Origin of the sequence: Paenibacillus sp. FSL K6-1096 (genome assembly GCF_037977055.1) — a bacterium.
In the GTDB taxonomy this organism is placed as follows: Bacteria; Bacillota; Bacilli; order Paenibacillales; family Paenibacillaceae; genus Paenibacillus_AQ.
Map to the genome: position 1 here is coordinate 603,000 of NZ_CP150274.1, position 25,732 is coordinate 628,731.

General features: G+C 54.6%; 23 protein-coding genes. 9 read left to right on the forward strand and 14 right to left on the reverse strand.

The annotated features are described in order from the left end of the window. Positions 1 to 25 precede the first annotated feature (25 nt). Both MHI24_RS02665 and kduD read left to right on the forward strand, forming a co-directional pair. Entirely contained in the window at positions 26 to 781 is a 756-nt protein-coding gene (locus tag MHI24_RS02665; protein WP_340024021.1) for a DeoR/GlpR family DNA-binding transcription regulator, read from the forward strand. Between the two features lie 42 nt (positions 782 to 823). Next, positions 824 to 1,582 carry a 2-dehydro-3-deoxy-D-gluconate 5-dehydrogenase KduD gene (kduD, locus tag MHI24_RS02670; RefSeq protein WP_340024022.1) on the forward strand — a complete coding sequence of 253 codons (759 nt, stop codon included), beginning with the start codon at positions 824 to 826 and terminating at the stop codon, positions 1,580 to 1,582. Positions 1,583 to 1,646: 64 nt separating this feature from the next. Here the strand turns inward: kduD and MHI24_RS02675 are convergent, their stop codons facing one another. After that, positions 1,647 to 3,077 (reverse strand): hypothetical protein, encoded by a 1,431-nt coding sequence (locus MHI24_RS02675; protein WP_340024023.1) that lies wholly within the window; start codon positions 3,075 to 3,077, stop codon positions 1,647 to 1,649. Next, a complete protein-coding gene (locus tag MHI24_RS02680) occupies positions 3,074 to 3,826 on the reverse strand; it encodes an ABC transporter ATP-binding protein (protein ID WP_340024024.1) in 753 nt (250 codons plus the stop codon). Before MHI24_RS02680 ends, MHI24_RS02675 begins: the two co-directional genes overlap by 4 nt. 166 nt (positions 3,827 to 3,992) lie before the next feature. On the opposite strand from MHI24_RS02680, the gene MHI24_RS02685 reads away from it, so the two are divergent. Genes MHI24_RS02685 through MHI24_RS02695 form a run of 3 tightly spaced genes read left to right on the forward strand, consistent with a single transcriptional unit; the run spans position 3,993 to position 5,307 of the window. After that, on the forward strand, positions 3,993 to 4,214 hold the full coding sequence (locus MHI24_RS02685) for a helix-turn-helix transcriptional regulator (protein WP_340024025.1): 222 nt from the start codon (positions 3,993 to 3,995) through the stop codon (positions 4,212 to 4,214). Beyond that, entirely contained in the window at positions 4,201 to 4,653 is a 453-nt protein-coding gene (locus MHI24_RS02690) for a hypothetical protein (protein WP_340024026.1), read from the forward strand. The genes MHI24_RS02685 and MHI24_RS02690 overlap by 14 nt, the downstream gene beginning before the upstream one ends. Positions 4,654 to 4,680: 27 nt before the next feature. Further along, a complete protein-coding gene (locus MHI24_RS02695) occupies positions 4,681 to 5,307 on the forward strand; it encodes an NUDIX domain-containing protein (protein ID WP_340024027.1) in 627 nt (208 codons plus the stop codon). A gap of 135 nt (positions 5,308 to 5,442) precedes the next feature. Here MHI24_RS02695 and MHI24_RS02700 read toward each other — a convergent pair whose 3' ends face one another. Next, entirely contained in the window at positions 5,443 to 7,521 is a 2,079-nt protein-coding gene (locus MHI24_RS02700) for a beta-galactosidase (RefSeq protein WP_340024028.1), read from the reverse strand. Between the two features lie 183 nt (positions 7,522 to 7,704). Here MHI24_RS02700 and MHI24_RS02705 point away from each other — a divergent pair, with 183 nt between their 5' ends. After that, a complete protein-coding gene (locus MHI24_RS02705) occupies positions 7,705 to 8,571 on the forward strand; it encodes an AraC family transcriptional regulator (RefSeq protein WP_340024029.1) in 867 nt (288 codons plus the stop codon). Between the two features lie 66 nt (positions 8,572 to 8,637). On the opposite strand, the gene MHI24_RS02710 is transcribed toward MHI24_RS02705, so the two are convergent. Both MHI24_RS02710 and MHI24_RS02715 read right to left on the reverse strand, forming a co-directional pair. Further along, on the reverse strand, positions 8,638 to 10,377 hold the full coding sequence (locus MHI24_RS02710) for an ABC transporter ATP-binding protein (RefSeq protein ID WP_340024030.1): 1,740 nt from the start codon (positions 10,375 to 10,377) through the stop codon (positions 8,638 to 8,640). Then, positions 10,374 to 12,113, reverse strand: a complete 1,740-nt coding sequence (locus MHI24_RS02715; RefSeq protein WP_340024031.1) for an ABC transporter ATP-binding protein — start codon at positions 12,111 to 12,113, stop codon at positions 10,374 to 10,376. Before MHI24_RS02715 ends, MHI24_RS02710 begins: the two co-directional genes overlap by 4 nt. 167 nt (positions 12,114 to 12,280) lie before the next feature. On the opposite strand from MHI24_RS02715, the gene MHI24_RS02720 reads away from it, so the two are divergent. After that, positions 12,281 to 13,150: a LysR family transcriptional regulator gene (locus MHI24_RS02720; protein WP_340024032.1), complete on the forward strand. Its 870-nt coding sequence runs from the start codon at positions 12,281 to 12,283 to the stop codon at positions 13,148 to 13,150. Positions 13,151 to 13,328: 178 nt separating this feature from the next. Here MHI24_RS02720 and htpG read toward each other — a convergent pair whose 3' ends face one another. Then, complete coding sequence (gene htpG / locus MHI24_RS02725; protein ID WP_340024033.1) at positions 13,329 to 15,212, reverse strand: molecular chaperone HtpG; 1,884 nt, start codon at positions 15,210 to 15,212, stop codon at positions 13,329 to 13,331. A 225-nt stretch (positions 15,213 to 15,437) separates the two neighbouring features. Here htpG and MHI24_RS02730 point away from each other — a divergent pair, with 225 nt between their 5' ends. Beyond that, positions 15,438 to 15,887 (forward strand): GyrI-like domain-containing protein, encoded by a 450-nt coding sequence (locus MHI24_RS02730; protein ID WP_340024034.1) that lies wholly within the window; start codon positions 15,438 to 15,440, stop codon positions 15,885 to 15,887. On the opposite strand, the gene MHI24_RS02735 is transcribed toward MHI24_RS02730, so the two are convergent. Both MHI24_RS02735 and MHI24_RS02740 read right to left on the reverse strand, forming a co-directional pair. Then, on the reverse strand, positions 15,850 to 16,569 hold the full coding sequence (locus tag MHI24_RS02735) for an MBL fold metallo-hydrolase (RefSeq protein ID WP_340024035.1): 720 nt from the start codon (positions 16,567 to 16,569) through the stop codon (positions 15,850 to 15,852). The genes MHI24_RS02730 and MHI24_RS02735 overlap by 38 nt on opposite strands. Positions 16,570 to 16,615: 46 nt before the next feature. Then, positions 16,616 to 17,512 carry a LysR family transcriptional regulator gene (locus MHI24_RS02740; RefSeq protein ID WP_340024036.1) on the reverse strand — a complete coding sequence of 299 codons (897 nt, stop codon included), beginning with the start codon at positions 17,510 to 17,512 and terminating at the stop codon, positions 16,616 to 16,618. Between the two features lie 120 nt (positions 17,513 to 17,632). On the opposite strand from MHI24_RS02740, the gene dapA reads away from it, so the two are divergent. Beyond that, positions 17,633 to 18,508: a 4-hydroxy-tetrahydrodipicolinate synthase gene (dapA, locus tag MHI24_RS02745; protein WP_340024037.1), complete on the forward strand. Its 876-nt coding sequence runs from the start codon at positions 17,633 to 17,635 to the stop codon at positions 18,506 to 18,508. Positions 18,509 to 18,624: 116 nt separating this feature from the next. On the opposite strand, the gene MHI24_RS02750 is transcribed toward dapA, so the two are convergent. The 6 genes from MHI24_RS02750 to rny all read right to left on the reverse strand — a co-directional run bounded on the left by MHI24_RS02750 (position 18,625) and on the right by rny (position 25,635). Next, positions 18,625 to 20,043, reverse strand: coding sequence for a DEAD/DEAH box helicase (locus tag MHI24_RS02750; protein WP_340024039.1), 1,419 nt, complete (start codon positions 20,041 to 20,043; stop codon positions 18,625 to 18,627). Positions 20,044 to 20,838: 795 nt separating this feature from the next. Next, on the reverse strand, positions 20,839 to 21,411 hold the full coding sequence (locus MHI24_RS02755) for a phosphate propanoyltransferase (protein WP_340024040.1): 573 nt from the start codon (positions 21,409 to 21,411) through the stop codon (positions 20,839 to 20,841). 160 nt (positions 21,412 to 21,571) lie between these two features. Beyond that, positions 21,572 to 22,558 carry a membrane dipeptidase gene (locus tag MHI24_RS02760; RefSeq protein WP_340026587.1) on the reverse strand — a complete coding sequence of 329 codons (987 nt, stop codon included), beginning with the start codon at positions 22,556 to 22,558 and terminating at the stop codon, positions 21,572 to 21,574. Positions 22,559 to 22,681: 123 nt separating this feature from the next. Continuing rightward, on the reverse strand, positions 22,682 to 22,942 hold the full coding sequence (locus MHI24_RS02765; RefSeq protein WP_238653721.1) for a stage V sporulation protein S: 261 nt from the start codon (positions 22,940 to 22,942) through the stop codon (positions 22,682 to 22,684). A 204-nt stretch (positions 22,943 to 23,146) separates the two neighbouring features. Beyond that, a complete protein-coding gene (locus tag MHI24_RS02770) occupies positions 23,147 to 23,941 on the reverse strand; it encodes a TIGR00282 family metallophosphoesterase (RefSeq protein WP_340026588.1) in 795 nt (264 codons plus the stop codon). 152 nt (positions 23,942 to 24,093) lie between these two features. Continuing rightward, the gene (gene rny / locus MHI24_RS02775; RefSeq protein ID WP_340024041.1) at positions 24,094 to 25,635 is read right to left on the reverse strand and encodes a ribonuclease Y; all 1,542 of its coding nucleotides are present in this window, start codon (positions 25,633 to 25,635) and stop codon (positions 24,094 to 24,096) included. Between the last annotated feature and the right edge of the window lie 97 nt (positions 25,636 to 25,732).

Below are 25,732 nucleotides of genomic sequence, written 5' to 3' on the forward strand. Positions count from 1 at the left end.
AACTACGGAAAGATGAGGCAGGCGGATGAACCCGATACGGCGGCATGAGATGATTATGGAAGTGATGTTGAACCAGAAGGATGTAACGGTGAACGAGCTCAGCGAGAAGCTTCGGGTTACCGGCAAAACGATCCGCGAGGACTTAAGCAAGCTGGAGGAGCAGGGGCTGATTCTGCGTGTCCACGGCGGTGCCGTGCTGGCCCAGAGCGACCAGTTCGGCATTCTCCCCTCCAGGAATCCGCTGGATAAGTATGCCGAGGAGAAGGCGGAGATTGCGGAGCGCGCCCTTAAGCATATCGAACCGGAGGACATCATTGCCCTGGACGGCGGAAGCACAACGCTGGAGATCGCGCGAAGCCTTACGAATATGCCGCTCACCGTCATCACCAATGATGTCTACATCATCAGCGAGCTGGCGCCCAAGGACAACATCCGGCTGGTCGTGCCCGGCGGCTACCGTGTCCGCAACATGCTGGCCGGTCCCGAGGCCGTAGCCTATGTCCGGAAGCTTAATATTCAAAAAGCCTTCCTCTCGGCCACCGCCGTTCATATCGAGCATGGCCTGTCCATCTATACCGGCGACTTAATCGATTTCAAGCAGGCACTGGTCGCTACCGCGCGCCAGGTGTTCGCTGCCTGCGATCATCACAAGTTCGGGCATTCTGCCCTGCGCACCTTCGCCTCCCTCCAGGAGGTCGACGTCCTGCTGACCGACAGCGGGCTGGCCCAGGAGACCGCCGAGCAGTTCCGCGAGGCCGGCGTCAACATTGAATGCGGCTAATTACAGTATTTTATCACTGATCTCAAAGGAGAGAATATTCAGATGTCATCCTCATTATTTAGTCTGGCAGGCAAAACTGCTATTGTAACCGGCGCCGCCCAAGGTCTTGGACAAGGCATTGCCCTTGCCTTCGCAGAAGCCGGAGCAGACGTAATCTGCGTCTCCCTGAACCCGAGCGACGAGACCGTAGCTGCGGCTGAAGGCTATGGCGTGAAGGCGCTCAGCATCGCTGCCGACCTGAGCGACCATTCCAAGCTTCAATCGGTATTCGATGAGGCGGTCAAGTTCACCGGCAAGGTGGACATCCTGGTCAACTGCGCGGGCATGATCCGCCGGACACCGGCTAAGGACCACAGCGAGAAGGACTGGTTCGATGTCATTAACCTCAACCAGAACACGGTGTTCCTGCTGTCGCAGATTGCCGGACGCCACTTCCTGGAACGGGGCAGCGGCAAAATCATCAACATCGCCTCCATGCTCTCCTACCAGGGCGGCATCAACGTGCCGGGCTACACGGCCAGCAAGCATGCCGTAGCCGGACTGACCAAAGCGTTCGCCAATGAATGGGCAGGCTCCGGCCTGAACATCAACGCCATCGCTCCGGGATACATGGCAACCGAGAACACGGCTCCGATCCGCGCGGATCAGAACCGTTCCGATGCCATCCTCGACCGCATTCCGGCCGGACGCTGGGGCACCGCTGAAGATGTGAAGGGCCCGGCGGTATTCCTTGCCTCCGCTGCCTCCGACTATCTGAACGGCCACATTCTGAACGTAGACGGCGGCTGGATGGCCAGATAACACCCTCTAATACGACCCCCCGGTTGCTTCTTATGAAGCGCAGCCGGGGGTTTGGTGCGTCCATTTATAATCTGCTCATGACTTGAGGACGCGTAATATGGTCTGAAATTTTCATTAGGCAGATCAGATCGCCAAGCAGCAGGATAGCGGAATAGATTAACGCCCACAGCAGCGGGTCCGGGGCCAGGTAGAGAATTGCCAACACCGGGAGGACGAACAGAAACGACAGCAGGCTTGTGGCATACAAGCCGTGACGCGGAGTTCGCAAGCGTACAGAAAGAATAGCCGCGATTAAGATCATGGACATGGATGACAGGAGACTGACGGGGAACAGCAGGATAAGCTGCAGGACCGTATAGCCCGGGATGGGGGCCAGCTCAGGCATCAGGAGCGGGATCATCCGGATGCCCGCCCATGTCAGCAAGGAGGAGACGGCCAGCATGGCCGCAGTCACCAGGACCGGAACGGTACACTTGGCAAGCAAGACCGGCCGGAGCTGCAGCGGCGTGGATAACAAGGCTTCTCCTGTCTTATAGACCTTCTCACCGCCAATGGAGTAGGCGATTAAGTTGGACGGCACTCTCGGAATGAGCAGAACCGTCAGAATCACCGCATAATTGAGGTCGAACGTCCCTGTAAAATACAGCAGCAGACACACCAGGGCAACCGGCGAGAAGCACAGCAGTCCAAAGCTGAGCAGCAATGATTTTAGAGCCATCAGTGCCTTCCATTCAAATTTCAGCACAATGCCATACTGCGACTTCGGCCTCGGCAACATGGATGAAGCACGATGCTTATACCCTCTCTCCGGCCTCCGGGTTGTTCCCGGCTTGAAGAAATCCGGCTGCTTCATTCGCGCGACCTTCACCGAATATACCGTCAGGACACTTAGGTAAATCTGTGCACATACAGTTCCCACGGCCATTGCAGACAACCAGTCAGCGTTCGCGATAACCCCCAGACACACCACGAACAGCAGACCTAGAGGATAAGCCATCCACGACACCCGGCTGTTGGCGGCCCGCATATCCCCCGATGTTGAAGAAGCATACACTCCCGCAAAACAGATTGCGCTGTAATTCAATACTGCCAGGACCATAACACCAAGCCATTGCCATGGAAGCAGCGCCGGTTCACCCCTGACCAGAAAGTATGTTAACGCGGAGCAAAAGAGGGTTAAGGTGAAATAACTGACCGCAAATAAGCAGCAGAATTGAAACTTCCTCCAGATAATGCTGCTCCCGCTCAATGGACTCGACAGTAGTGTTTCCAGGGTCCGGTGCTCCCGTTCACCCGCCAGGCTGTCGGAGAGCAGAGGTCTTAATAAGATTGCCGTAAGCAAAGCACCTATGGTTAAGGCAGCTTCTATCCCTCGCGTGACGATGGGAACAATGATGCCGGTAATGGCGATAGACAGGCCGTAAAAGAGAAGCATTCCTTTTTCACTGCTGAACTCTGCGCATGCTGCACGAAAAACAGGATAGGATCGTGTCATTGCCGTCCTGCCCCCTGTTCAAGCTCCATATACAGCTTTTCCAGACTGAATTGTCCGTGCTCCATATAATGCCCGCTGTCTTGGAGCGCTGCAATTGAGCCGGTAAAGAGATTGCGCCCATGCCGCAAAATCGTAATTTGATCACACATTTTCTGGACCTCCTCCAGATTATGCGTGGTCATGATGATCGTCGTGCCCTGCTCCTTGGCAAGCCGTAATAACATCGTTCTAAGATCTGCTGTGCTGACAGGATCAAGCCCGTTCGTCGGCTCATCCAGGATCAGTATGCGCGGGCTGTGAAGCATGGCACGGATCAGGGCAGTCTTTTTGCTCATACCGGTTGAAAGACCTTTTACAAGGAAATGCTTCTTGTCCTGCATCGCGAACGTCCGCAACAACTCATCAATGCGTCTCTCCGATTCTGCACGGCACATGCCGTAAATGTCTGCGTAATATATCAGATTGTCCAGGACAGTCAAGGACTCGTACAGCCCAACATCCTCAGATAAAACGCCACACATCCCCCGTACTGTACTCCCGTCCTTAATCGGATCGCATCCAAACACCGTGACCGCTCCACCGTCCGGCTCCAGCAGCCCCAGAAGCAACCGCAGGGTTGTCGTCTTACCCGCTCCATTATGCCCAAGCAGCGCGTAGACCTCCCCCTCTGCTATTGCAAGATTAAGCCCGTTAACGGCAGCCACTTCGCCAAAAGACTTGCTGACCCCTTCAAACCGTATATCGCCCATACTCCCCGCCCCACTTTAAGATCATCTTTATGTATAGCTTACTGCACATTTTTGGTGTAGTCAACTATACATAATTGGTGTAGTATACTTGACTATTCTCTGGTATGTACACCATAATATTAGAGTTAAGGTGAACTGTTATTGATCCAAAGGAGGTGGCGTCCAGGTGAAAACAAAAATACGCGAGCTGCGCAAAGAGCGGCGGATCTCCCAGGAGGAATTGGCTAAGGCCCTGCGCGTAACGCGCCATACCATCACCTCGATTGAGAACGAGAAATATACCGCCTCCCTGCCTCTCGCTTATAAGATTTCCAGGTTTTTCGGTTTGCCGATTGAGGACATTTTTGATTTCTCAGATGTGGAGGATATCGATTATGACATCTTTTGAACAGGAGCTAAGACGGCGGATACGTATTATGACTCTCTACGCAGTTGGTATCGGAATGACCATCATTGCTGCGTTTGTACTTAAAATGTTTGAGGTTGGCAGCACCGGTTCGCTTGACAGCTGGGACACCGGGATTCTTGCCGGATTATTGCTCGGTACGGGAATCACAGTCTCCCTCCGCATTGCCCGGCTCCGCAGAGCCCTCCGCAGCTCCGAGGTTCTGGAAGCCTTACATATTGCCGAGAAAGACGAACGCAACCGGATGATTGTCCTCAGAACGGCCAAGGCCAGTATGACACTTACCATCCTCCTGTTATCTCTTTCCGCCGTTGCCGCTTCCCTTATCAGCAAGGTTGTTTTCTTAACCATTTTTATTATTTTAGCCGCACTATTGGCGCTGTACCTTGTGCTGGCGGTCTATTATTCCCGGAAAATGTAACTTATCTATACGAAGGAGCCTACCGGTATGAATGAAGAATTACTGGCTACGTTTGATGAGCAAGGCAACCGCACCGGGGCTGCTCCCCGGGACGAGGTTCACCGCCGCGGCCTCTGGCATGAGACCTTCCACTGCTGGTTTGTGCGCATGGATGTGAGCGGGCTAATGATCTACCTGCAGCTGCGCAGCCTGCAAAAAAGAGACTACGCCGGTCTGCTCGACATCACCGCTGCCGGACATCTGCTGGCGGATGAGACCGTTAGGGACGGTGTCCGTGAGGTCCAGGAGGAGCTGGGGATCGCGGTTGCTTTTGACGGGCTGAAGCCGCTGGGGGTTATCCCCTACCAGATGGATACCGCCGGATTCATTGACCGTGAGCGGGCCCATGTATTTGTCTACGAGAACCGCTATGCGCTGAGTGAGTTCACATTGCAGCAGGAAGAGGTCGCCGGAATCGTCCAGGCCCGCTTCGCGGACTTGCGCAGCTTCATCATCAACGGAGCCAGCAGCAAGCTTCATGTAGAAGGCTTCCGGGTTGCTGATAACGGCGAACGAATCATGCTGGACGAGCAGGTGGACTTCACGCAATTCGTTCCGCATGAGCGTGAATATTATATGCGGGTGATTGAAGGTATTGAGGCGCTATATCGCTAAACCATGTGGCCGTTTCGCGGGTCGGCTGCGGGGCGGGAGAGCACCAGGCCGATTACATCCCGGTAAACGCAGCGCAGCGACCCTCCATCAACAGGAGAATCGCTGCGTTGTTTGAATTATGCACTTTTCAAATATCTAAACCTTCGCTGCCCCGCGCTTCAGAATCGCCAGCCCGTTCACGGCCAGCTTCAGCTCGTTTGGTGCGGCTGCGCCGGATTCCACATCGGTGTACTCCCGGCCGTCCAGTGTCACTACCTGCTCCTCGCCGCTGAAGTTCTGCACGAATACATAATCATGCTCGCCGTCAGTACGCAGCTGGGCAGTCACGCCTGTTGGAAGCTCGCTGTTCAGCGTGCGGCTGATCCGCTCCTTGCCGGCAATGGCAGCATACAGGTCCACATAGAATTGCAGGTCCTTGACGCGGGTGGCCAGATGATACGCTTTACCGGCTCCCAGCTTGTTCACAGTGAGTGCCGGACGTCCGGCGTAGAAGTCGCTGCGGTAATGGCCCAGCGCCTCGGCGCCTTCCAGATGGATCAGCTCGGCGATCTCATGCGCATCGTATTCACCGCTCAGCTTCAGGCTGTTGCCCGGGTCCATAACCAGGCCGTTCAGATCGCGGCTGTGCAGCCCTTCAGTCTCCTCGGCCCAGATGCCCAGCGTTCTGCGCAGCGGTCCGGGGAAGCCGCCCAGATGGCACAGATCCGTCTCGCCGACCACGCCCGACCAATAGGTCGCCAGCAGCGTGCCGCCCTGCTCCACGTACTTCTCGATCCGCTTGCCGTTCTCCTCGCTGATCAGGTACAGCATCGGAGCAATCACCAGCTTGTAGCCGGACAGGTCATCCCCAGAGCCTACGAGATCAGCCGGAATTCCCAGCTCCCATAGTCCCCGGTAATGCTGCAGCACGGTCTCTTCATATTTCAGCCCGGAATTGCGGATGCCCTGGGCATCCTTCACCGCCCAGCGGTTGTCCCAGTCGAACAGGATCGCCGTCTCTGCCGGTGTAGTCGTGCCTACAACATCGGTCAGCCCAGCAAGTGTGCGGCCTACCTCAGCCACATCGCGGAAGACGCGTGTCTCCGCATGGCCGCTGTGGTCGATGACCGCGCCGTGGAACTTCTCGCTGGAGCCGCGGCTTTTGCGCCACTGGAAGTATTGTACGGAATCCGAGCCATGCGCCACGGCCTGGAGTGAGGACAGCTTGTGCATGCCCGGACGCTTCAGCTTGCTGACCGACTGCCAGTTAGTCAGGGAAGGCGTACTCTCCATGAGCAGGAACGGCTTATTCTTGAAGCTGCGGTACATATCATGGTGCATTGCAGTCCACGCCGCCAGACGGGCATCGTCATCGTCCTCTGTGTATCCCCAGTCCGGATACGCATCCCAGGAGACCACGTCAAGAATCTTCGCCATCTTGCGGTAGTCCACGCCATCGATCATATGCATATTGGTTGTGACCGGCAGCTCAGGATTGAAGCGGCGCACCGAATCAATCTCATGCTGGCAGAAGTTGATGGTCTGATCGCTCACGAAGCGGCGCCAGTCCAGGTTGAGGCCGTGAACCTGTGTCTCTCCGTGCGGAGCCGGGGATTCGATCTGCTCCCAGGAGGTATACGTGTGGCTCCAGAAGGTTGTCCACCAGGCATGGTTCAGCTCATCCAGGTTGCCGTTGTACTTCGCCTTGAGCCAGTCTCTGAAGGCATTCTGGCAGTAATCACAGTGGCATTCGCCGCCGAATTCATTGCTGATATGCCAGCCGATAACCGCCGGATGATGCGCATAACGCTCAGCGAGCTTGGAATTGATCAGAGCGGTCTTTTCCCGGTAGACCGGAGAGGTGAAGCAATGGTTATGGCGGACGCCGTGCAGATTGCGCACCCGGTTGCGTTCCACGCGCAGTACCTCAGGATATTTCTCGGACATCCAGGCCGGACGCGCCCCGCTCGGAGTTGCCAGGAAGGCATAGATTCCGTTCTCCTGGAACGAATCCAGCAATTGGTCCATCCAATCGAAATTGAAGACGCCTTCTTCGCGCTCCAGCGATACCCAGGAGAAAATCCCCACAGACATTACGTTGCAGCCCGCCAGCTTCATCATGCGGATATCTTCTTTCAATACCTCAGGGTATTTCAGCCATTGCTCAGGGTTGTAGTCGGCACCGTGTAGCATAAATGGAACCTTGCTGCTGATTGCCGGAACTTTGCTGCTCATTATATTTCATCCTCTCTTGTGTGTGTAAGGTTAGAATGAGACTTTTCACTGATCTGAACTCTTCTTCAGCGTTGTCCCTTGGGGGTGAAACCGTTTATACTGTTAATAATAAAGGATAATCAGTGAGCGCTGGTAGGATAATCATAGCGACTCCATAGCACAAAATGAAGATGAGGTGTTCACTTGCTCCCCTTCTCCCTGATTGAAATGCCGCGCGACCTGAGCGCGTTCCCGCTGTACCCTTATTCGGTCGGCCGCCATATCCAGTATCACCATGTGCGTCCTGCGGGATTCCCGGTGCACCAGATTTTCCTGATCCGCAGCGGCACCGGCCGGTTCCGGGATCTGGAGAGCGGCATAGAAACGGTGCTCCAGCCGGGTATGGCGTATGCTTTTCCGCCCGACCGGGGGCATGATTATTATCCGTTATCCCATGAGCCATGGCATGTGGGCTTTATCGGGTTCCACGGAAGCCAGGCCGGTGCTGTGCTGGAGGGACTCGGCCTGCTGCCCCCAGTCCCGTTCCAGCCTGAACGGTTCAGCGAATGCTGGGAGCTGCTGGGCAGCATCTGGCATAAGGTGAACGGCAGCGCTACCAGCCGCCAGGAGGAGCAGCCGATGCAGGAGCTGTCCGTGATGCTCTACCGGCTGCTGTTGATGCTGCACCGCAGCGAAGTATCCGCAGGGCCAGTGACCCGGCTGGAGAGCGAGAATGTCCGCAACGATGCGCTGAACAAGGCGGTCAGCCTGATCAACGAGCATTTCACCGAGCCGCTGCTGATCACCAATCTTGCCGCTGCGGTCGGCTACTCCGTCCAGCATTTCCAGCGGCTGTTCCTGCAGGAATACGGCGTGACGCCGCATAAGTATCTGCAGAACCTGCGGCTGCAGCGGGCGATGCAGATGCTGACGGAGGACCCGGAGCGTCCGGTGCAGGACATCGCCCTGAATCTCGGCATGGAGACCAATTACTTCATCCGTGTCTTCCGCAAGGCTTATGGTGTGACACCGGGAGTGATGAGAAGCCGGCTGCATCCGGACAAGCAATAAAAAAGCTGCGGCCCCAGCTTCCAGAGGAAGCTTGAGCCGCAGCTTTTTTGTGTTAGACCGTATATTTTATACCGCAGCGAACTGGCTGTTGTACAAGCGGGCATAATAGCCTCCGCGTCCCAGCAGCTCGTCATGGGTTCCGCTCTCCACCACATCTCCATCCTTCATGAACAGAATCATATCCGCCTCGCGGATCGTCGACAGGCGGTGGGCAATCACGAAGCTGGTCCGGCCGGAGATCATCGCCAGAAAAGCCTTCTGAATCCGTGCCTCGGTCAGCGTATCAATGCTGCTCGTCGCTTCATCAAGGATCAGCATCGGCGGATCAACTAGCATGACGCGGGCAATGGTCAGCAGCTGCTTCTGGCCTTGGGAGAGGTTATCGCCTGACCGGCTGATGACCGTGTCATACCCGCCCGGCAGCCGCTTAATGAAGCTGTGCGCATTCGCAGCCTTGGCGGCAGCAATGACCTCAGCATCGGTGGCGTCCCGTTTGCCGTAGGCAATATTGTCGCGGATCGATGCACCGTACAGCCATGTCTCCTGAAGGACCATTCCGAAATTGCGCCGCAGACTGTCGCGGGTGATCGTGGTGATGTCCCGGCCGTCGATGGAGATCGTACCGCCGTCCACCTCGTAGAAGCGCATCAGGAGGTTGACGAGCGTCGTTTTGCCTGCACCGGTCTGGCCGACAATCGCCACGCGAGTGCCCGGCTTCACCTCCAGACTAAAGTCTTTGATCAGCGGGCGTTCAGGGGTATAGGCGAAGCTCACATGGTCGAAGGTAATCGTGCCCTGGCTGCTCTTCATCTCATAAGCACCGGGCTGATCCGGGGCCTCCTGCGGCAGATCCAGAATGTGAAAGATACGCTGCGCCGATGCCGTCGCAGACTGGAGCTGCGTGATGACACCGGTGATTTCGTTAAAGGGCTTCGCGAACAGACTCGAATAGATCAGGAAGCTGGACAGGTCTCCTACCGAGAACATGGCCTTGATGACCAGCGCACTGCCGACCATCGCAATCACCGAGAAGGTAATATTGTTGACCAGCCGGGTGGCCGGGTTCGACAACGAGCCGTAGAACTGTGACTTGACTCCAGTCTGGTACAGCTCGTTGTTCCTTTCAGCGAATTTGGCGAAGGAACGGTCCTCATAATGATAGGCCTGCACCACCTTCTGGCCGCCGACGATTTCCTCCACATAGCCGTTCAGCCCGCCGAGAATTTTGGCCTGCTCGCGGAACAGCTGCTGGGAACGCATCGTAATGAACCGGGCGACAAAAAAGGCCGCCGGAGCTGACAGCAGAACCACCAGCGTCATCACCGGACTGATATAGAGCATGAGCCCGATGGCTCCGGCTATGGTCACCACGCCGGTCAGCAGCGTGGAGAAGCCCTGCAGCAGCCCGTCCGAGACGGCATCCATGTCATTCACGAACCGGCTGATGCTGTCGCCCTGCGGATGATTATCATGGAACTTCAGCGGCAGCACATCCAGCTTGCCGAACAGATCGCGGCGCAGATCATACACCGTCCGGTAAGCCAGCTTATTGGTGTAATAGGTCAGCAGCCAGGTGAAGAAGCTTCCGGTCAGATAGACAGCCCCCAGGATCAGCAGCAGCCGGAGAATTTCCGGGAAGTCCACCTGATCCGGCCCGATCATATAGTCGATCGCCCGGCCGATCAGCAGCGGGCCGATCAGGCTGGCGATGACGCTTAGAATAGCGCAGAAAATAGCGCCGTAGGTTATTTTGCGGTACTTGCGCGTATAGGTAAACAGACGTTTCCAGGTCGTCGTAGTATTCATTGCATAGCCTCCTCGCTTGAGAGCTGCGACTCGCAGATTTCCTGATAGACCCCGCAGCCTGCCAGCAGCTCCTCATGGCTGCCGATGCCGGCAATCCGCCCTTCCTCGAAGACGATGATCTGATCCGCCTGTCTGACCGTACTCACCCGCTGCGATACCAGCAGTACCGTCATCTCCTTGCTGGTCTCGTTCAGCGCACGGCGCAGAGCGGCGTCTGTAGCGAAATCCAGCGCGCTGGAGGAATCATCCAGAATCAGGATCGAAGGACGTCCTACCACAGCGCGGGCAATGGTCAGCCGCTGCTTCTGGCCCCCGGAGAGGTTATGCCCCCCGCGGGCAACGGGAGTATCGAGTCCCTCCGGCAGCCTGCTGATGAATTCCTCCGCCTGGGCGACCGCTGCGGCAGACATAATCTCCTCCCGGGTAGCCGTTGCCTTACCCCAACGGATGTTGTCGGCAATTGTTCCGGTGAACAGCACCGCCTTCTGCGGCACGATGCCGATCCGGGTGCGAAGCTCCTCCAGCCGGTAATCGCGCACATTCACGCCCTCTACCCTGACCTCCCCTTCCACGGCATCGTAGAAGCGCGGAATCAGGTTCACGAAGGTGCTTTTCCCTGATCCGGTACTGCCGATCAGGCCAACCGTCTGCCCGCGGCGGATATCCACATTGATATTCTCCAGGGCCAGCTCGCCGGTCTTGTTATAACCGAAGGAGACATTGCGGAAGGAGATGACCGGCGCGCTGACATCCGGCCGGGCTGCTGGCGCATCCGGTGCAGCTTCAGGCACGGAGGCGGCCATGGCGAGCACCTCATTAATCCGGTTCGCTGACGATGATGCTTTGGTGAACAGAATGACCAGATTCGAGACTACGATCAAGGCGAGCAGAATCTGGGTCACATAGTTTATGAAGGCGATAATCTCCCCTTGAGACAAGCTTCCGCCATCAATGTGAATACCGCCCACCCACAGAATGGCGATGATGGCCGCATTCACGACCAGCATGGTCAACGGGCTGAGCCAGGCGGAGATCCGGCCGACCCGGATGGCGGTCTGGGTCAGATCCTCGGATGCCTCATCGAACCGCTGCTTCTCCCGGCGGCTCTCGGCGAAGGCCCGGATCACCCGGATACCCGACAGGTTCTCACTGAGCACCAGGGCCAGGGCATCCAGCTTCGCCTGGTATTTACGGTACATCGGGGAGCTGCGCGTAATAATGAAATAGAGAATAACGCCGATAACTGGCGTAGCGGTAATCAGAATCAGCGACAGCCGCAGATCCAGAATCATCGCCATCAGAATCGCGCCGATACAGATGAACGGCGCGCGGATCACCAGCCGGATCAGCATGGCGACGGCCAGCTGAAGCTGGTTGACATCGTTCGTAATCCGATTAATTAAAGACGGCGTGCCGATAATATCTAGCTCGGCATAAGAGAGCGAAGAAATATGCTTGAACATTTTGTTGCGCAGCGTGGTCCCGAAGCCCTGCGAGGCCCGCGCCGCATAATATTGGCAGATCATAGAGCAGCCGAAGCCGAGAATAGCCATCAGCACCATCAGGGAGCCCATCCGGTAGACATAGGCGCTGTCTTGTTTGGCCACCCCGTTATTGATGATCAGCGCCACAATCGTCGGCAGCAGCAGCTCAAGAATTGCTTCCAGCAGCTTGAAGATCGGCCCGATAATCACTTCTTTTCTGTATGGTTTCAGGAATCCGGCAATCTTGTACACAATTATCCACACCTAACTTAGCATAGTATGTAATCCCTCTTGCAAATCATTTAAGACCCGTTATGATTATGTCATACCTCTTTACATATTAATAATATTGGTTTCGTATCCAATCCATATGGATAACGTATAGCACAATTCAACCGGACCGGAGGATCAAGACACCCATGGATATCCGTCAATTGAAATACTTCCTGGCCATTGCCGAGGAAGGCCAGATTACATCCGCAGCCAGGAAGCTGCAGATGGCCCAGCCCCCGCTCAGCCAGCAGCTCAAGCTGCTGGAGGAGGAGCTGGGCGTCAAGCTGGTGGAACGCGGCCCGCGCAGCATTCAGCTTACAGAGGCCGGAATGATTCTGCGGGGCCGTGCCCAGCAGATCCTTGAGCTGACCGAATCAACCGCCAGAGAGATCAATGATTATGCCCGGGGACTGAAGGGGAGCCTGGCTATCGGCACGGTCTCCTCCTCTGGCGCTACGCTGCTTCATGACCCGCTGGTAGAATTCCATAAGAACTATTCCGGGGTTACTTTTGAGATTCATGAAGGCAACACGTTTATGATTATCGACCTGCTGAACAAAGGGATTGTCGAAGTAGGCATTATCCGTACCCCGTTCAATACCAGCAATCTGGAATGCCTGTATTTCCATTCCGAGCCGATGATCGCGGTCATGACTGCCGATTATGATTGGGCCCGTGGCCAGAGTGCTACCCAGCTCTGCGAGCTGCATGATAAACCGCTGATTATCTACCGCCGCTTCGAGCAGCTGATCCGCGAGACCTGCCTTACGCATGGCTTCGAGCCGCAGATCTTCTGTATGAACGATGACGCGCGGACCACCCTGCTCTGGGCCAATGCGGGACTCGGAATCGGTATTGTGCCCAAGTCTGCGTTTGAGCTGGCCAATCACAGTAACCTGATCTATAAAGAGATCCTTTGCGAGACCCTGCGCACCCGCGTGGCCGCTGTCTGGGTGAAGGACAAATATTTGTCGTCGCTCGCGGTCAAGTTCATCGAGACCTTCAAGTCGCTCTGAAGCAGCGGCCCGCTAGGTCCCGGACCCCGCATTCAGGAGGATGTCCAATCCCGGCGGCAATCATCCGCAGGCACCCGGCGGCTGCATCCCGGGGCAGACGCAAACACCCCCGCCACCAGTCAGCACTGGTAGCGGGGGTTATTAACCTTTGTGGTCCGAGGCCGGAAATGCGCCGGTTTTAGACCATGATTTTGCAAATATCGTTCGTGAACTGCACTGGGTCGTTAACCTGGAGGCCTTCAATTAGCAGCGCCTGGTTGTACAAGAGATTGGTGTAGAGGCCCAGCTTCTCCTTGTCGCCTTCTGCCGCAGCCTTCAGCGATTTGAAGACATCATGGTGAATGTTGATTTCCAGCACCTTATCCGCCTGCACATCCTGGCCGCCGTTCGGCATGGCCTTGAGGATTTTCTCCATCTCGATCGTCAGCTCGCCTTCAGTGGACAGGCAGACCGGATGGGACTTCAGCCGCTTGGAGGCTTTGACTGCCTTCACTTTGCCGGACAGAATGCCCTGCATTGCTTCGAACAGGTCCTTGTTCTCATTCTCTTCCTCTTCAGACGGCTTATCCTCGGCGCTCTCTTCAATACCCAGATCACCGCTGGAGACATTTCTGAATTCCTTCTCCTTGTAGGACATGATCATCTTGATCGCGAATTCGTCGATATCATCGGTGAAGTAGAGCATCTCGTAGCCCTTATCGGCAACCAGCTCGGTCTGCGGCAGCTTCTCAATGCGCTCCACCGATTCGCCGGAGGCATAGTAGATATACTTCTGGTCTTCCGGCATTCTCTCCACATATTCAGCCAGCGTCACCAGCTTGTTCTCCTTGGAGGAGTGGAACATCAGCAGGTCCTGAAGCGTCTCCTTCTCCATGCCGTAGTCGTTGTAGACCCCGAACTTGAGCTGTCTGCCAAAAGACTTATAGAACTTCTCATACGACTCGCGCTCGTCCTTCAGCATCGACAGGAGCTGGCTCTTGATCTTGCTCTTGATGTTCTTGGCAATCAGCGTCAGCTGGCGGTCATGCTGCAGCAGCTCACGGGAGATGTTCAGCGACAGATCCTCCGAATCGACCATCCCTTTGACGAAGCTGAAGTAGTCCGGCAGCAGATCCGCACATTTGTTCATAATCAGCACACCGTTGGAATAGAGCTCCAGGCCCTTCTCATATTCCTTGGTGTAATAATCAAACGGCGTATTCTCAGGAATGAACAGAATAGCGTTGTAGACCACCGCGCCGTCTGCACTAATATGAACATGCTTCAGCGGCTTATCGAAGCCGTAGCGCTTCTCGGCATAGAAGTTGTTGTAGTCTTCTTCGGTCAGCTCTTTCTTGTTCTTGCGCCAGATCGGCACCATGCTGTTGATGGTCTGCTCCTCGGTGACATCGATGAACTCATTCTCTGCATCTTCCTTAGGCTGTTTGCTGGTAATGTCCATCTTGATCGGGAAGCGGATGAAGTCCGAATATTTCTTGATGATCGATTTCAGGCGGTACTCTTCCAGGAATTCGTCGTAGTTATCTTCTTCGGTGTTTGCTTTGATCTTCAGCGTGATCTCTGTGCCGACCTCTTCCTTCTCCCAAGGCTCAATCGTGTAGCCGTCCGCACCCTGGGATTCCCATTTGAACGCCTGGTAGCTGCCCAGCGCCTTACTGATTACCGTCACATCGTCAGCCACCATGAATGCGGAATAGAAGCCTACCCCGAATTGTCCGATGATGTTGTGTCCGTCCTTGGCTTCATTATCCTTCTTAAAAGCAAACGAACCGCTGTTCGCGATAATCCCCAGATTGTTCTCCAGCTCTTCCTGGGTCATCCCGATTCCGGTATCGGATATGGTTAAAGTGCGGCTTTCCTTATCGGTAGTAACCTTAATGTAGTAATCCTCTTTATTAAATACCAGACTGTCATCGGATAATGCCTTGTAATAGATTTTGTCGATGGCATCGCTTGCATTGGAAATCAGTTCCCGCAGAAAAATCTCCCGCTGCGTATAGATGGAGTTAATCATCATTTCCAGCAGTCTTTTGGATTCAGCTTTGAACTCTTTTTTAGCCATGAATAAATAAATCTCCTTTCAGAAATAACCTTCGGATGTCGGAGCTCGGTTTAGCACTCCACTCACCCGAGTGCTAACACTCCCTTTTATATAACATATTCTAGTTTTTGATGTCAATATCTTGCTGCACAACATAGGCTGCCGAAAAAAGTTATGCAATCTATTTTAGTCCATGTTAGCATTCGGATGTACTTCATTTTGGCTTGCTGAAAGGAACATGAGAAGATGAACATTCAGCTCGAAACGATTCCCGAAACACGCATAGCGTATGTAAGGCGGACAGGCCCTTACGGGCCGGAGAACGCGCTGGCGATGGAGCAGCTTAAGCAATGGGCCCGGGAGCAAGGCTTGATGCAAGGCCCGGCGGTGATTTTGGGCATCCCCCAGGACAATCCTGCAATTACACCGCCGGAGCATTGCCGGTACGATGCCTGCATCAGCCTGCCGGAGCATCCGCCTGCGGATACCTCCGTTACCTATGGAGTCCTGCCCGGCGGAACCTACGCAGTTGTAACCATCGCCCACACGGCAGAAGCCGTTCAGCAGGCATGGGCGGAGATCCTTCCGGCGCTGTCACACAGCGGTTATATGCTGGATCAGCAGCGGCCTGTCATTGAAAGGTACAAAGAAGATCTGGTTAGCAGGCATCTGTGTGAGCTGTGTTTTCCCGTGTGACACGGTGTTGTCCGCCATGGTAGCAGTAATAGGTATGCGCATTAAGCGCCTGTAAGCGGTCCAGAGATTGCTCTGCGCGCTCCAGGTCGAGGCAGTATTGCGGATTGGCCACCACCAGCCGGTTCTGCTCACTCACCGCCGCATCGCCTGTAATCACACTGTCCAGCTCAGGACAATACAACGAGATATGGCCTGACGTATGCCCCGGGGTGGCAAGGACCTGGACCTTGGCGTCCAGAATCCATTCGCCATCCCGCACTGTCCGGTCTACCGCAACATGCTGCAAGGCTTGAAGCTCCCCGACGAACCTTTCGCCAAAAGCCCGCTCCTCCTCCGCCATCTGCGCCAGCAGCTCTTTAGCCTGAACGAGCCGTTCCGCTTCGGCAGCGCCCGAAATGAACGGGGCTTCCGCTTCGCTTGCTATAATAGTAAGCGCCGGATACTTCTCCCGGAAGTCACGCAGCGCACCGATATGATCGTCGTCGTAATGAGTGATAATGATGTGGCTCAGCTTGGCCGGATCATAACCCTGGCGCTGTATCTCTTCCTCTATTAAAGGCATGAACCCCGGATACCCGGCATCGACCAGCGTCAGCTTTTCCCCGGAGACAATCAGGCTCGGATAGATCAGATATGGCTGTCCTTCATATAGAAACTGGATGGGTAATTCGATAATCTTCATAAAAGACCTCCGCAAGTGACATTGTCCTTCCTCTTATAGCACCGCTTTATATCACCGCTGCCTTCGCCTTGGCATCCTCCTGCAGCAGCTGAATCAGAGACTGCAGCGGCAGCGACTTCCACTTCTTCGGATGCAGCAGCAATTGCAGATCGAAATGAATCTCCGGGTGGGCAAAAGCCAGCTCCGACAGATTCCCCCGCTCGATCTCCTCCTCAGCCACAATTCGCGGCAACAGCGCAATGCCCAGCCCGTTGCGGACACAGCGCTTGATTGCCTCCAGATTGGACAGCTCAAAGCCGATCCGGAACACAATCCCGTGCTCGCGCAGCAGATTCTCGAACAGGCTGCGGTAAATGCAGCTCTCCTCGGAGACAATCAGCTCACAGTTGTTCAGATCCTGCAGCGTCACTTCCTCCAGCCGTGCCAACGGGTGACTGGCAGGCGCGACCAGGACAAGCGGCTCATCGCGGATGACCGTTCTCGTCAGCTGGCTGTCTGTGGTGCTGCGGTCCAGCAGCAGGCCCATATCCACCTCGCCGTCCCTTATCTTGGCCATCAGGTTGGCCTCCTGCTCCGTCTGCAGATGAATATTGAGTCCGGGGAACATCGTCCGCAGCTGCTGCAGGAACGGCGGCAGGTAAAAGGCAGCCAGGGAATCAATCGTACCGATCGTCAGCGTTCCGCCAATCTGCTGGGCAATCGTCTCCTTGGAGCGGTCATACAGGTCGAGGATTTCCACGAACAGCTTCAGCAGCTCCTCCCCCGGCGGAGTCAGCCGCAAGGCGCGGCCATGCCGCTCCATCAGGGGCACCCCGTACTCCTTCTCAATCTTCTGTATTTGCATCGTGACACTGGACTGCGCATAGCCCAGCTCTTCCGCCGCGCGGGTGAAGCTCTGCCGCTTCGCCACCTCGCGGAATGTCCGCATATAGGTTAAGTCCATCTGTCTCACCCTAACATCAATAATATTGATAACCTTCATCATTTATTATAGCTAACGGCGATGCAATAATCCATGGTACAGTAAAATAAACGGATTATACAATCTTGGAGGACGATATTCATGTTAACAGAAGAACAGATTTATGGAATCTATGTTCCCGTGGTCACCCCGTTCCATGCTGCTGGCGAGATTGATCTGGAATCGTATCAGCGTTATGTGAACACCATCATCAAGAACAAAATTCATGGTCTGGTCGTCAATGGAACCACTGGAGAATCGCCGACAGTCAATATACAGGAATTACAGACGCTGGTGGATGCTTCACGCGAGCTGCTGAAGTCCAGCGATATCCCGCTTGTTGTAGGCACGGGTACGAACGATACTTACTCTACGGTAGCCCGGACCGAGCTGGCTGCGAATGCCGGGGCCGATGCCGCCCTTGTCGTTGTCCCTTATTACAGCCGTCCTTCCCAGGAAGGCATTATCGCCCATTTCCGCAAGGCGGCGGAGGTCGGTCTTCCGATCATCGCTTACGACATTCCCGGCCGCGCCGGGGTCGGCATGACGGTAGATACCGCGCGTACGATTCTGGAGATGAATAATGTAGTCGGGTTAAAAGACTGCTCCGGCTCCCCGCTGCTCGTCTCCGAGCTGTCCCGCTCCGGCGCTAAGCCCGTGCTCTGCGGCGACGATCTGCATTTCTTCGATATGCTGGGCTGCGGAGCGGCCGGCGGCATGTTAGCCTCCGCCAATGTGCATACCGCCCGTTACCTCAGCATCTATGACCAATACAGAGCCGGCCAGGTGGAGGAAGCCCGGGCCGCATTTGACCAGCTTGTGCCGCTAATGAAGCTGCTGTTCAAGGAATCCAACCCGGCGCCGATCAAATGGCTGCTCAGCGCGCGCGGCGAGATCGCTTCGGACACCCTCCGGCTGCCGATGACCTCGATTAGTTCCGCGCTGCGCGAGGAACTGGGCGCTTATCTGGCAGGGTAATCTCCTGCCTGCCAAGAATATAAACACCACAAAGAACCCGCCGCTCCGGCTGATAACCTGGAGCGGCGGGTTTTTAATGGTGAGCATTCATCGGTGTAAGCTTGGAAGCTTACCCGTTACTTCGGCATCTTGCGGTTGAACCGGTCACGGTTCGGGTTCGGATTCGGCTTGCGTGCCTGAGAAGCCTGGGGCTTCTTCGCCGGAGCCGCCTGGTTTTTATTCGCCGGCGCGCTTTGAGCTTTCTTCACTGGCGCACCCTGGCTTTTATTCGCCGTTTGAGCTTTATTGGATGCCTGGGCTTTTCTCGCTGGAGCTGCTTGGGCTTTATTCGCCGGCTTAGCCTGCGCTTTGCCCTGTGCTCTGCCAGGACGGTCGGCAAGCAAGGCCAGCTCGGCCGCTGACATCGGATAAGCATTGTCCCTTATCTGCGGAATTTCCTTGCCGATGACCTTCTGAATATCCTTCAGATACGGAATCTCCTCGGCTTCGCACAGCGAGATGGCTATACCGCTCATGCCTGCACGGCCGGTCCGGCCGATCCGGTGTACATAAGTCTCCGGGATATTCGGCAGGTTGAAGTTGATCACATGGGACAGCTCGTCAATATCAATCCCGCGGGCAGCGATGTCTGTAGCTACCAGCACTCTGGTTGCCCCGCCCTTAAAGTTCCTCAGCGCATTCTGGCGTTCATTCTGCGATTTGTTGCCATGGATGGCTTGGGCGGTGATATTGTTTCTGGTCAAATCCCGGGCTACACGGTCAGCCCCGCGCTTAGTACGGGTGAACACCAGCGCCGACACAATCGACTTGTCCTGCAGCAGACGGTTCAGCTGCTTCTGCTTGTTCCCTGTCTCCAGCATATAGACCGACTGCTCAATTCTGTCGACGGTGGAGGATACAGGGGTAATCTCGATTCTGACCGGATTGACCAGCAGCGTCTTCACCAGCTGCGAGATCTCCGGCGGCATAGTGGCCGAGAAAAACAACGTCTGCTTCTTGGCCGGCATCTTGGCAATAATCCGCTTCACATCATGAATGAAGCCCATGTCCAGCATCCGATCCGCTTCATCCAGCACCAGAATCTGCACATGCTGCAAGTCCACACGCTGCTGTCCGATCAGATCAATCAGTCTGCCCGGCGTAGCAATCAGGATGTCGGCTCCTATGGCCAGCGCCCGCTCCTGGGCCTTCTGTGACACCCCTCCGACAATCGCTGTTGAGCGGATTGGGGTGAACTTACTGTAGGCCTGGATATTCTCATGTATTTGCAGCGCAAGCTCGCGGGTCGGGGTCAGAATCAGGGAACGGATTCGCTTCGCGCTGCCGGATCTGCCCGGCTGCTGGCTAAGCAATTGAATAATCGGCAATGAGAAGGCCGCCGTCTTGCCGGTGCCTGTCTGTGCACAGCCCAGAATATCCCGCCCGGTAAGCGCCGCAGGAATCGACTCTTCCTGGATCGGGGTCGGGGAAGTATAATTCTCCAGGCTCAGCGCCTTAAGAATCGGGGGTATCAAGTTCAAGTCATTAAATGTCATTGGTTCTCCTTCATATTCAATCCATGGATTTATTCAACAAGTCATAACACATAATGATAACACAGATTGCCCGATAAGAGAATTTAGATTTTCTCAGCAGCACATAAATTCCCTTTTCTGCCTCACCGGCCGCTTGCATGGTGCGCATTGTTGCACAATTTGCAGGATTTATCTATAAATATTGCTGGCCGCGGTGTAATGTTGCATTTTTTGCAGGAATTCTGGTGTCTAGAGTAAATTGGCGCTGGATTTGTTGCATTTCGAGCAGGATTTCTGTATAGATCGTTTCTATTAGGCAGTATTGCTGCATTTCGTGCAGGATTTCTCTATAACTGTTACTGACTGGGGAGATGGGCCCCCATCCCTCAGCGCAGAAGCACCCATTGTGTTCGGTTTTCCGCATACATTCCGCCCACGCGCCTCCACCCTGCCCATTGTGTTCGGTTTTCCGCATACATTCCGCCCTCGCGCTTCCTCCCTGCCCATTGTATTCGGTTTTTCGCATACATTCGGCCCTCGCGCCTCCACCCTGCCCATTGTGTTCGGTTTTTCGCATACATTCCGCCCACACGCCTCCACACTGCACAATGTGTTCGGTTTTCCACATACATTCAGCCTTCGCGCCTCCACCCTGCCTATTGCTATTCGGTTTTTCACATACATTCGGCCCTCGCGTTTCCCGCCCTGCCGAATCAGGCTCACTCCATCCCCAACTCTCCTTTAGCTCTTGTTCAGCAAGCACGCAAAAAAGCAGAGGATCGCTCCCCTGCTCTGGTCATTCCCTACGGTATAAAACTAATCTACGATTTCAGCAGTATCGCCAGTGCTCGCACCGGCAGCATTCGCTTCGTCAGTATCGATGTGCATATCCAGCTTGAAGTTGTCGGAAACGCGCGCAATGACGTTCTCCAGCACCAGACCGCGTTCGCCGCCCAGACGGACCTTCAACAGCTGCTTATCAGAGATGCCCCAAGCTTCCGCTTCAGAGGTATGGAAGTGGATGTGGCGCGCAGCCACGATTACACCAGTCTCCAGTTCAACTTCACCGGCTGGTCCTTTGATCGTGATGCCTGGTGTTCCTTCAATATTGCCAGATTCACGGACAGGTGCTTTCACACCGAGGCTGAATGCGTCCGTGCGGGACACTTCCAGCTGCGAAGCCGGACGGGCTGGTCCGAGAATTCTTACTTTGTCGAACTTCCCTTTCGTACCAATGACAGCAACTTGCTCGTTTGCTGCAAATTGTCCTGGCTGAGACAGAGGTTTGAATTCGGTCAATTGATAACCAGGGCCAAACAATGCTTCTACGTGCTCCTGCGTAAGGTGAATATGCCGGGCCGACACACCTACGGGTACAGTCTTGCTCATTTTGTAAGTCACTCCTTGTATTTTCTCTAGTATCTGTACAAGCCACTGAACATTATACCTCTTCTTACCCGAAAATAAAAAGATCCATGTCACAATGAGCCGCTTTTTTTCGACATATTACGATTTTGTGACTGGAATTACCCACATTTATCCATCCCTTTTATTCCGTTCCCGCTGCATCTGGATTCGGGTCTGCCACGGAAGGAAGCTGGTCCTCCAGGTAACGGAGCGCATTCCCGCACAGCCAGCCTCTCACCTCATCCTCCGGGTAATAACGCAGCAGCAATTCAGCGAACTCCGCGTACTGTCCCGGATGCTCCAGCCCTTTCACCCAGGCATCAATGCCGTCAAAATCTGAGCCGAACATCAGCACTCCGCTACCGCCCAGGCCGCAGATATGCTCAATGTGCCTCCGTACATCATCACGTTCCGCCCCGCCTCCTTCCCGGACGAACCATGGCACAAAGGTAAGCCCGATACGTCCGTTCATGGCAATCATCGCCCTGATCTGATCATCGCTAAGATTTCGGGGATGCCCACAGACGGCTGCTGCATTGGAGTGAGACGTAATGAACGGCCGCTTACTCCTCTCCGCAAGCTCCCAGAAGCCGGCCGGCGCCAGATGGGACACATCCAGCAGCATTCCGCTCCCGTTACACCAGTCAATGAGCTGCCTTCCCCGCTCGGTGAAGCCGCCGCCTCTCCGCTCCAGCACCCCGTCTGCCGCCCAGTTGGCATAGTTCCAGGTTATGCCCAGGAAGCGTACCCCAAGCTCGAAGCATAGCCGGGCATAGAACAGCTTGCCCTCCAGACCGTCCACGCCTTCCAGAGACAGCATCCCAAAGGCTGGGCCAGCCAGACCTACCTCCTTCACCTCTTCCTTCCAGCGCAGCCAGCGGAGGCCCCCGGGGCAGGCTACCCGCTCACGGTAAGCTTCAATCTGACCGAGAATATCCTCGAATCGGGCCCGGCCGCGCTCTGCCGACAAATAGATTGCAAATACCTGAAGTGCCACATTCCCCTCCGCCAGCCGTTCACTGGTCACATCCAGCCGGGGATCATTGCTGAAGTCCATCCCAGGATAGGCCTCCAGCTTGCTGAGCGCATCGCAGTGAAAATCAGCCACGTTCAGCTTCCTGTTCTCCATCATTCATCAGCTTCCTTTCTTCCGCATACCTCATATGTATGCCCCCGGCTGCCGAAACAGTCAGAACAGCAAAAAGCCTGTTTACATAATCGTAAACAGGCTAAATCTTAATCAATCTCATTATTATCTGGGTTCAACGATAAGCTTGATCGCCGTCCGGTCTTCCCCGTCAATCACGATATCCGTGAACGCCGGGATGCAGACCAAGTCGACTCCGCTAGGTGCAACAAATCCCCGGGCGATGGCAACAGCTTTGACTGCCTGGTTCAATGCTCCAGCTCCAATCGCCTGTAGCTCGGCCGATCCCCGTTCGCGAAGAACACCTGCTAATGCGCCAGCAACGGAATTTGGATTGGATTTAGCTGATACTTTTAATACCTCCATAGTAAGTACCTCCCCTGGGAAAATGATGGTGTTCTTCTTCCACTACAGTAGATGTTATTCGCGGGAGAAGAATTAATTCCTTCTTTTTGCGGACTACTCCGGAGAAAATAGTTCAAAAGATACTCTTTTTCGATATAATAAATATCACACTCTACCCAAAACAAAAATCAATTTTACCGAATTACCTATTTGCGGTTCAATTCCTTAACTCATCACCCATTCATCTTCACGCAGCCTGATTTTCTCCACCCGTGTTGCCTTCCCTGTAGCTTCATCAAGCTCAGCGAATAAACCGTGCAGCTGCCACTTGCCTTCATCCACAACGAACCGGGAAGGAAGCTGTGTTGTGAATTTATACAGAATCGCATCCTTTTCCATACCCAGAATTCCTTCTCTTGAACCAACCATACCGGCATCGGTCAGATAGGCCGTCCCGCCGGGCAGGATCACCTCGTCATTGCTCTGCACATGAGTGTGTGTGCCCACCACAATCGAGGCCAGGCCGTCCATGAAGTAGCCCATCGCTATCTTCTCGGAGGTGGCTTCAGCATGGAAGTCTACCAGGATACATTTATGCTCCCTGCGCAGCTCCTCCACAATCTCCTCGCCGATCCGGAACGGATCATCAATGGCCGGCAGGAAGGTACGCCCCTGCAGATTCACAATCGCCAGCTGTTTCCCGTTTCCCTTCACGACCGTGTATCCTCTGCCCGGGGTTCCCGGCGGGAAGTTGGCCGGACGGATGATCCGCGGCTCGTCGTCAATGAATTCAAAGATATCCTTGTTGTCCCAGGTGTGGTTGCCCATCGTGATCCCATGGATACCCCAGTTGAAAAATTCATTGGCAATCGCGGTCGTAATTCCTCTACCGGCGGCCGCATTCTCACCATTGGCGATAATTACATGCGGCTGATATTTACTTTTTAAGGAAGGCAGCATTTCACGCAGCGCTTTTCTGCCTGTATTGCCTACGATGTCTCCGATAAATAAAACTTTAATGATCTTCTCCTCCTATGTTGTATAGTAAGAACCAAAAATCGCTGCATAAGTATAATTTCACCTATTCTAGCTTCTTCCAAACGCTTCGATCCCAACGGGGAAATACACAATTCAAGAAAAAAAGCCCCGCATGGGGGCCTTTAATCCTGTGTTTATTTGGCGTATTCTACAGCACGGGTCTCGCGGATTACCGTAACCTTGATATGACCCGGATAATCCAGCTCACTCTCAATCATCTTCGTAATATCGCGGGCCAGACGGAAGCTCTCGGCATCATCAATCTTCTCAGGCTGTACCATCACGCGAACCTCGCGGCCCGCTTGAATGGCGTAGGATTTCTCGACGCCCTCGAAGGACTCCGAAATCTCCTCCAGCTTCTCCAGACGCTTGATGTACGTCTCCAGGGTCTCACGGCGTGCGCCCGGACGTGCAGCCGACAATGCGTCAGCAGCTCCGACCAGCATCGCAATCACCGATGTAGCCTCGCAATCCCCGTGATGGGAAGCGATACTGTTGATAACCACCGGATGTTCCTTGTACTTCTTCGCCAGTTCGACGCCAATTTCAACATGCGAACCTTCCACTTCATGATCAAGCGCTTTGCCGATATCATGAAGCAATCCGGCACGTTTTGCAAGCACGATGTCTTCCCCAAGCTCACCGGCCATCAGTCCAGTCAGATAAGCAACCTCCATCGAGTGCTTAAGTACGTTCTGACCGTAGCTCGTACGGAATTTCAGGCGGCCCAGAATCTTGATCAGATCCGGATGCAGGCCATGAACGCCAACCTCGAAGGTAGCTTGTTCACCATACTCACGAATCCGCTCATCAACTTCCTTGCGGGATTTCTCCACCATTTCTTCAATCCGGGCAGGATGAATGCGGCCATCCGCCACCAGCTTCTCAAGTGCCGTACGGGCCACTTCGCGGCGGATCGGATCGAATCCCGACAGAATAACAGCTTCCGGCGTATCATCAATAATAAGATCAATCCCGGTAAGAGTCTCCAGTGCACGGATGTTACGGCCCTCACGGCCAATAATCCGGCCCTTCATCTCTTCATTCGGCAATGTCACTACGGATACCGTAGTTTCCGCCACATGATCGGCTGCACAGCGCTGGATCGCCAAGGTAATGATCTCGCGGGCCTTTTTGTCCGCGTCCTCTTTGGCCTGCTGTTCAATCTCCTTAATCATCTGGGCGGTTTCGTGACGGACTTCCTGCTCCACATTGCTGAGAATGATACTTCTGGCATCATCGATGCTCAGATTGGAGATACGCTCCAGTTCAGTCACCTGATTCTTGTAGATCACATCAATTTGCTGTTGGGTCTCATCGATTCGTTTCTCTTTGTTAGCTACCTGCTCTTCTTTTCGCTCAAGCGATTCCATTTTTTTATCCAGCGATTCTTCCTTTTGCAGCAAACGTCTCTCTTGCCGTTGGATTTCATTCCGACGTTCACGAGTTTCTTTCTCAGCTTCGGTACGGATTCTGTGAACTTCGTCTTTGGCCTCCAATACCGTTTCCTTCTTCAGCGCCTCAGCCTCTTTCTTCGCGTTCTCCACGATGACTACGGCTTCCTTCTCTGCGCTTGAAATTTTAGCTTCTGCAAGGGATTTACGAATAAAATAACCGAATCCAAAGAATGCTGCAGCTACAACGAGAACGATAATGACCCAGATCAATGGTTCCATCTGTTCACCTCCTCGTTGACATCCTCCAAGGCTCTTCCTCGGGTAAATGTGCAGTTGTTAAACTATCCGTTCATCACCATACAAAAAACCGGTAATA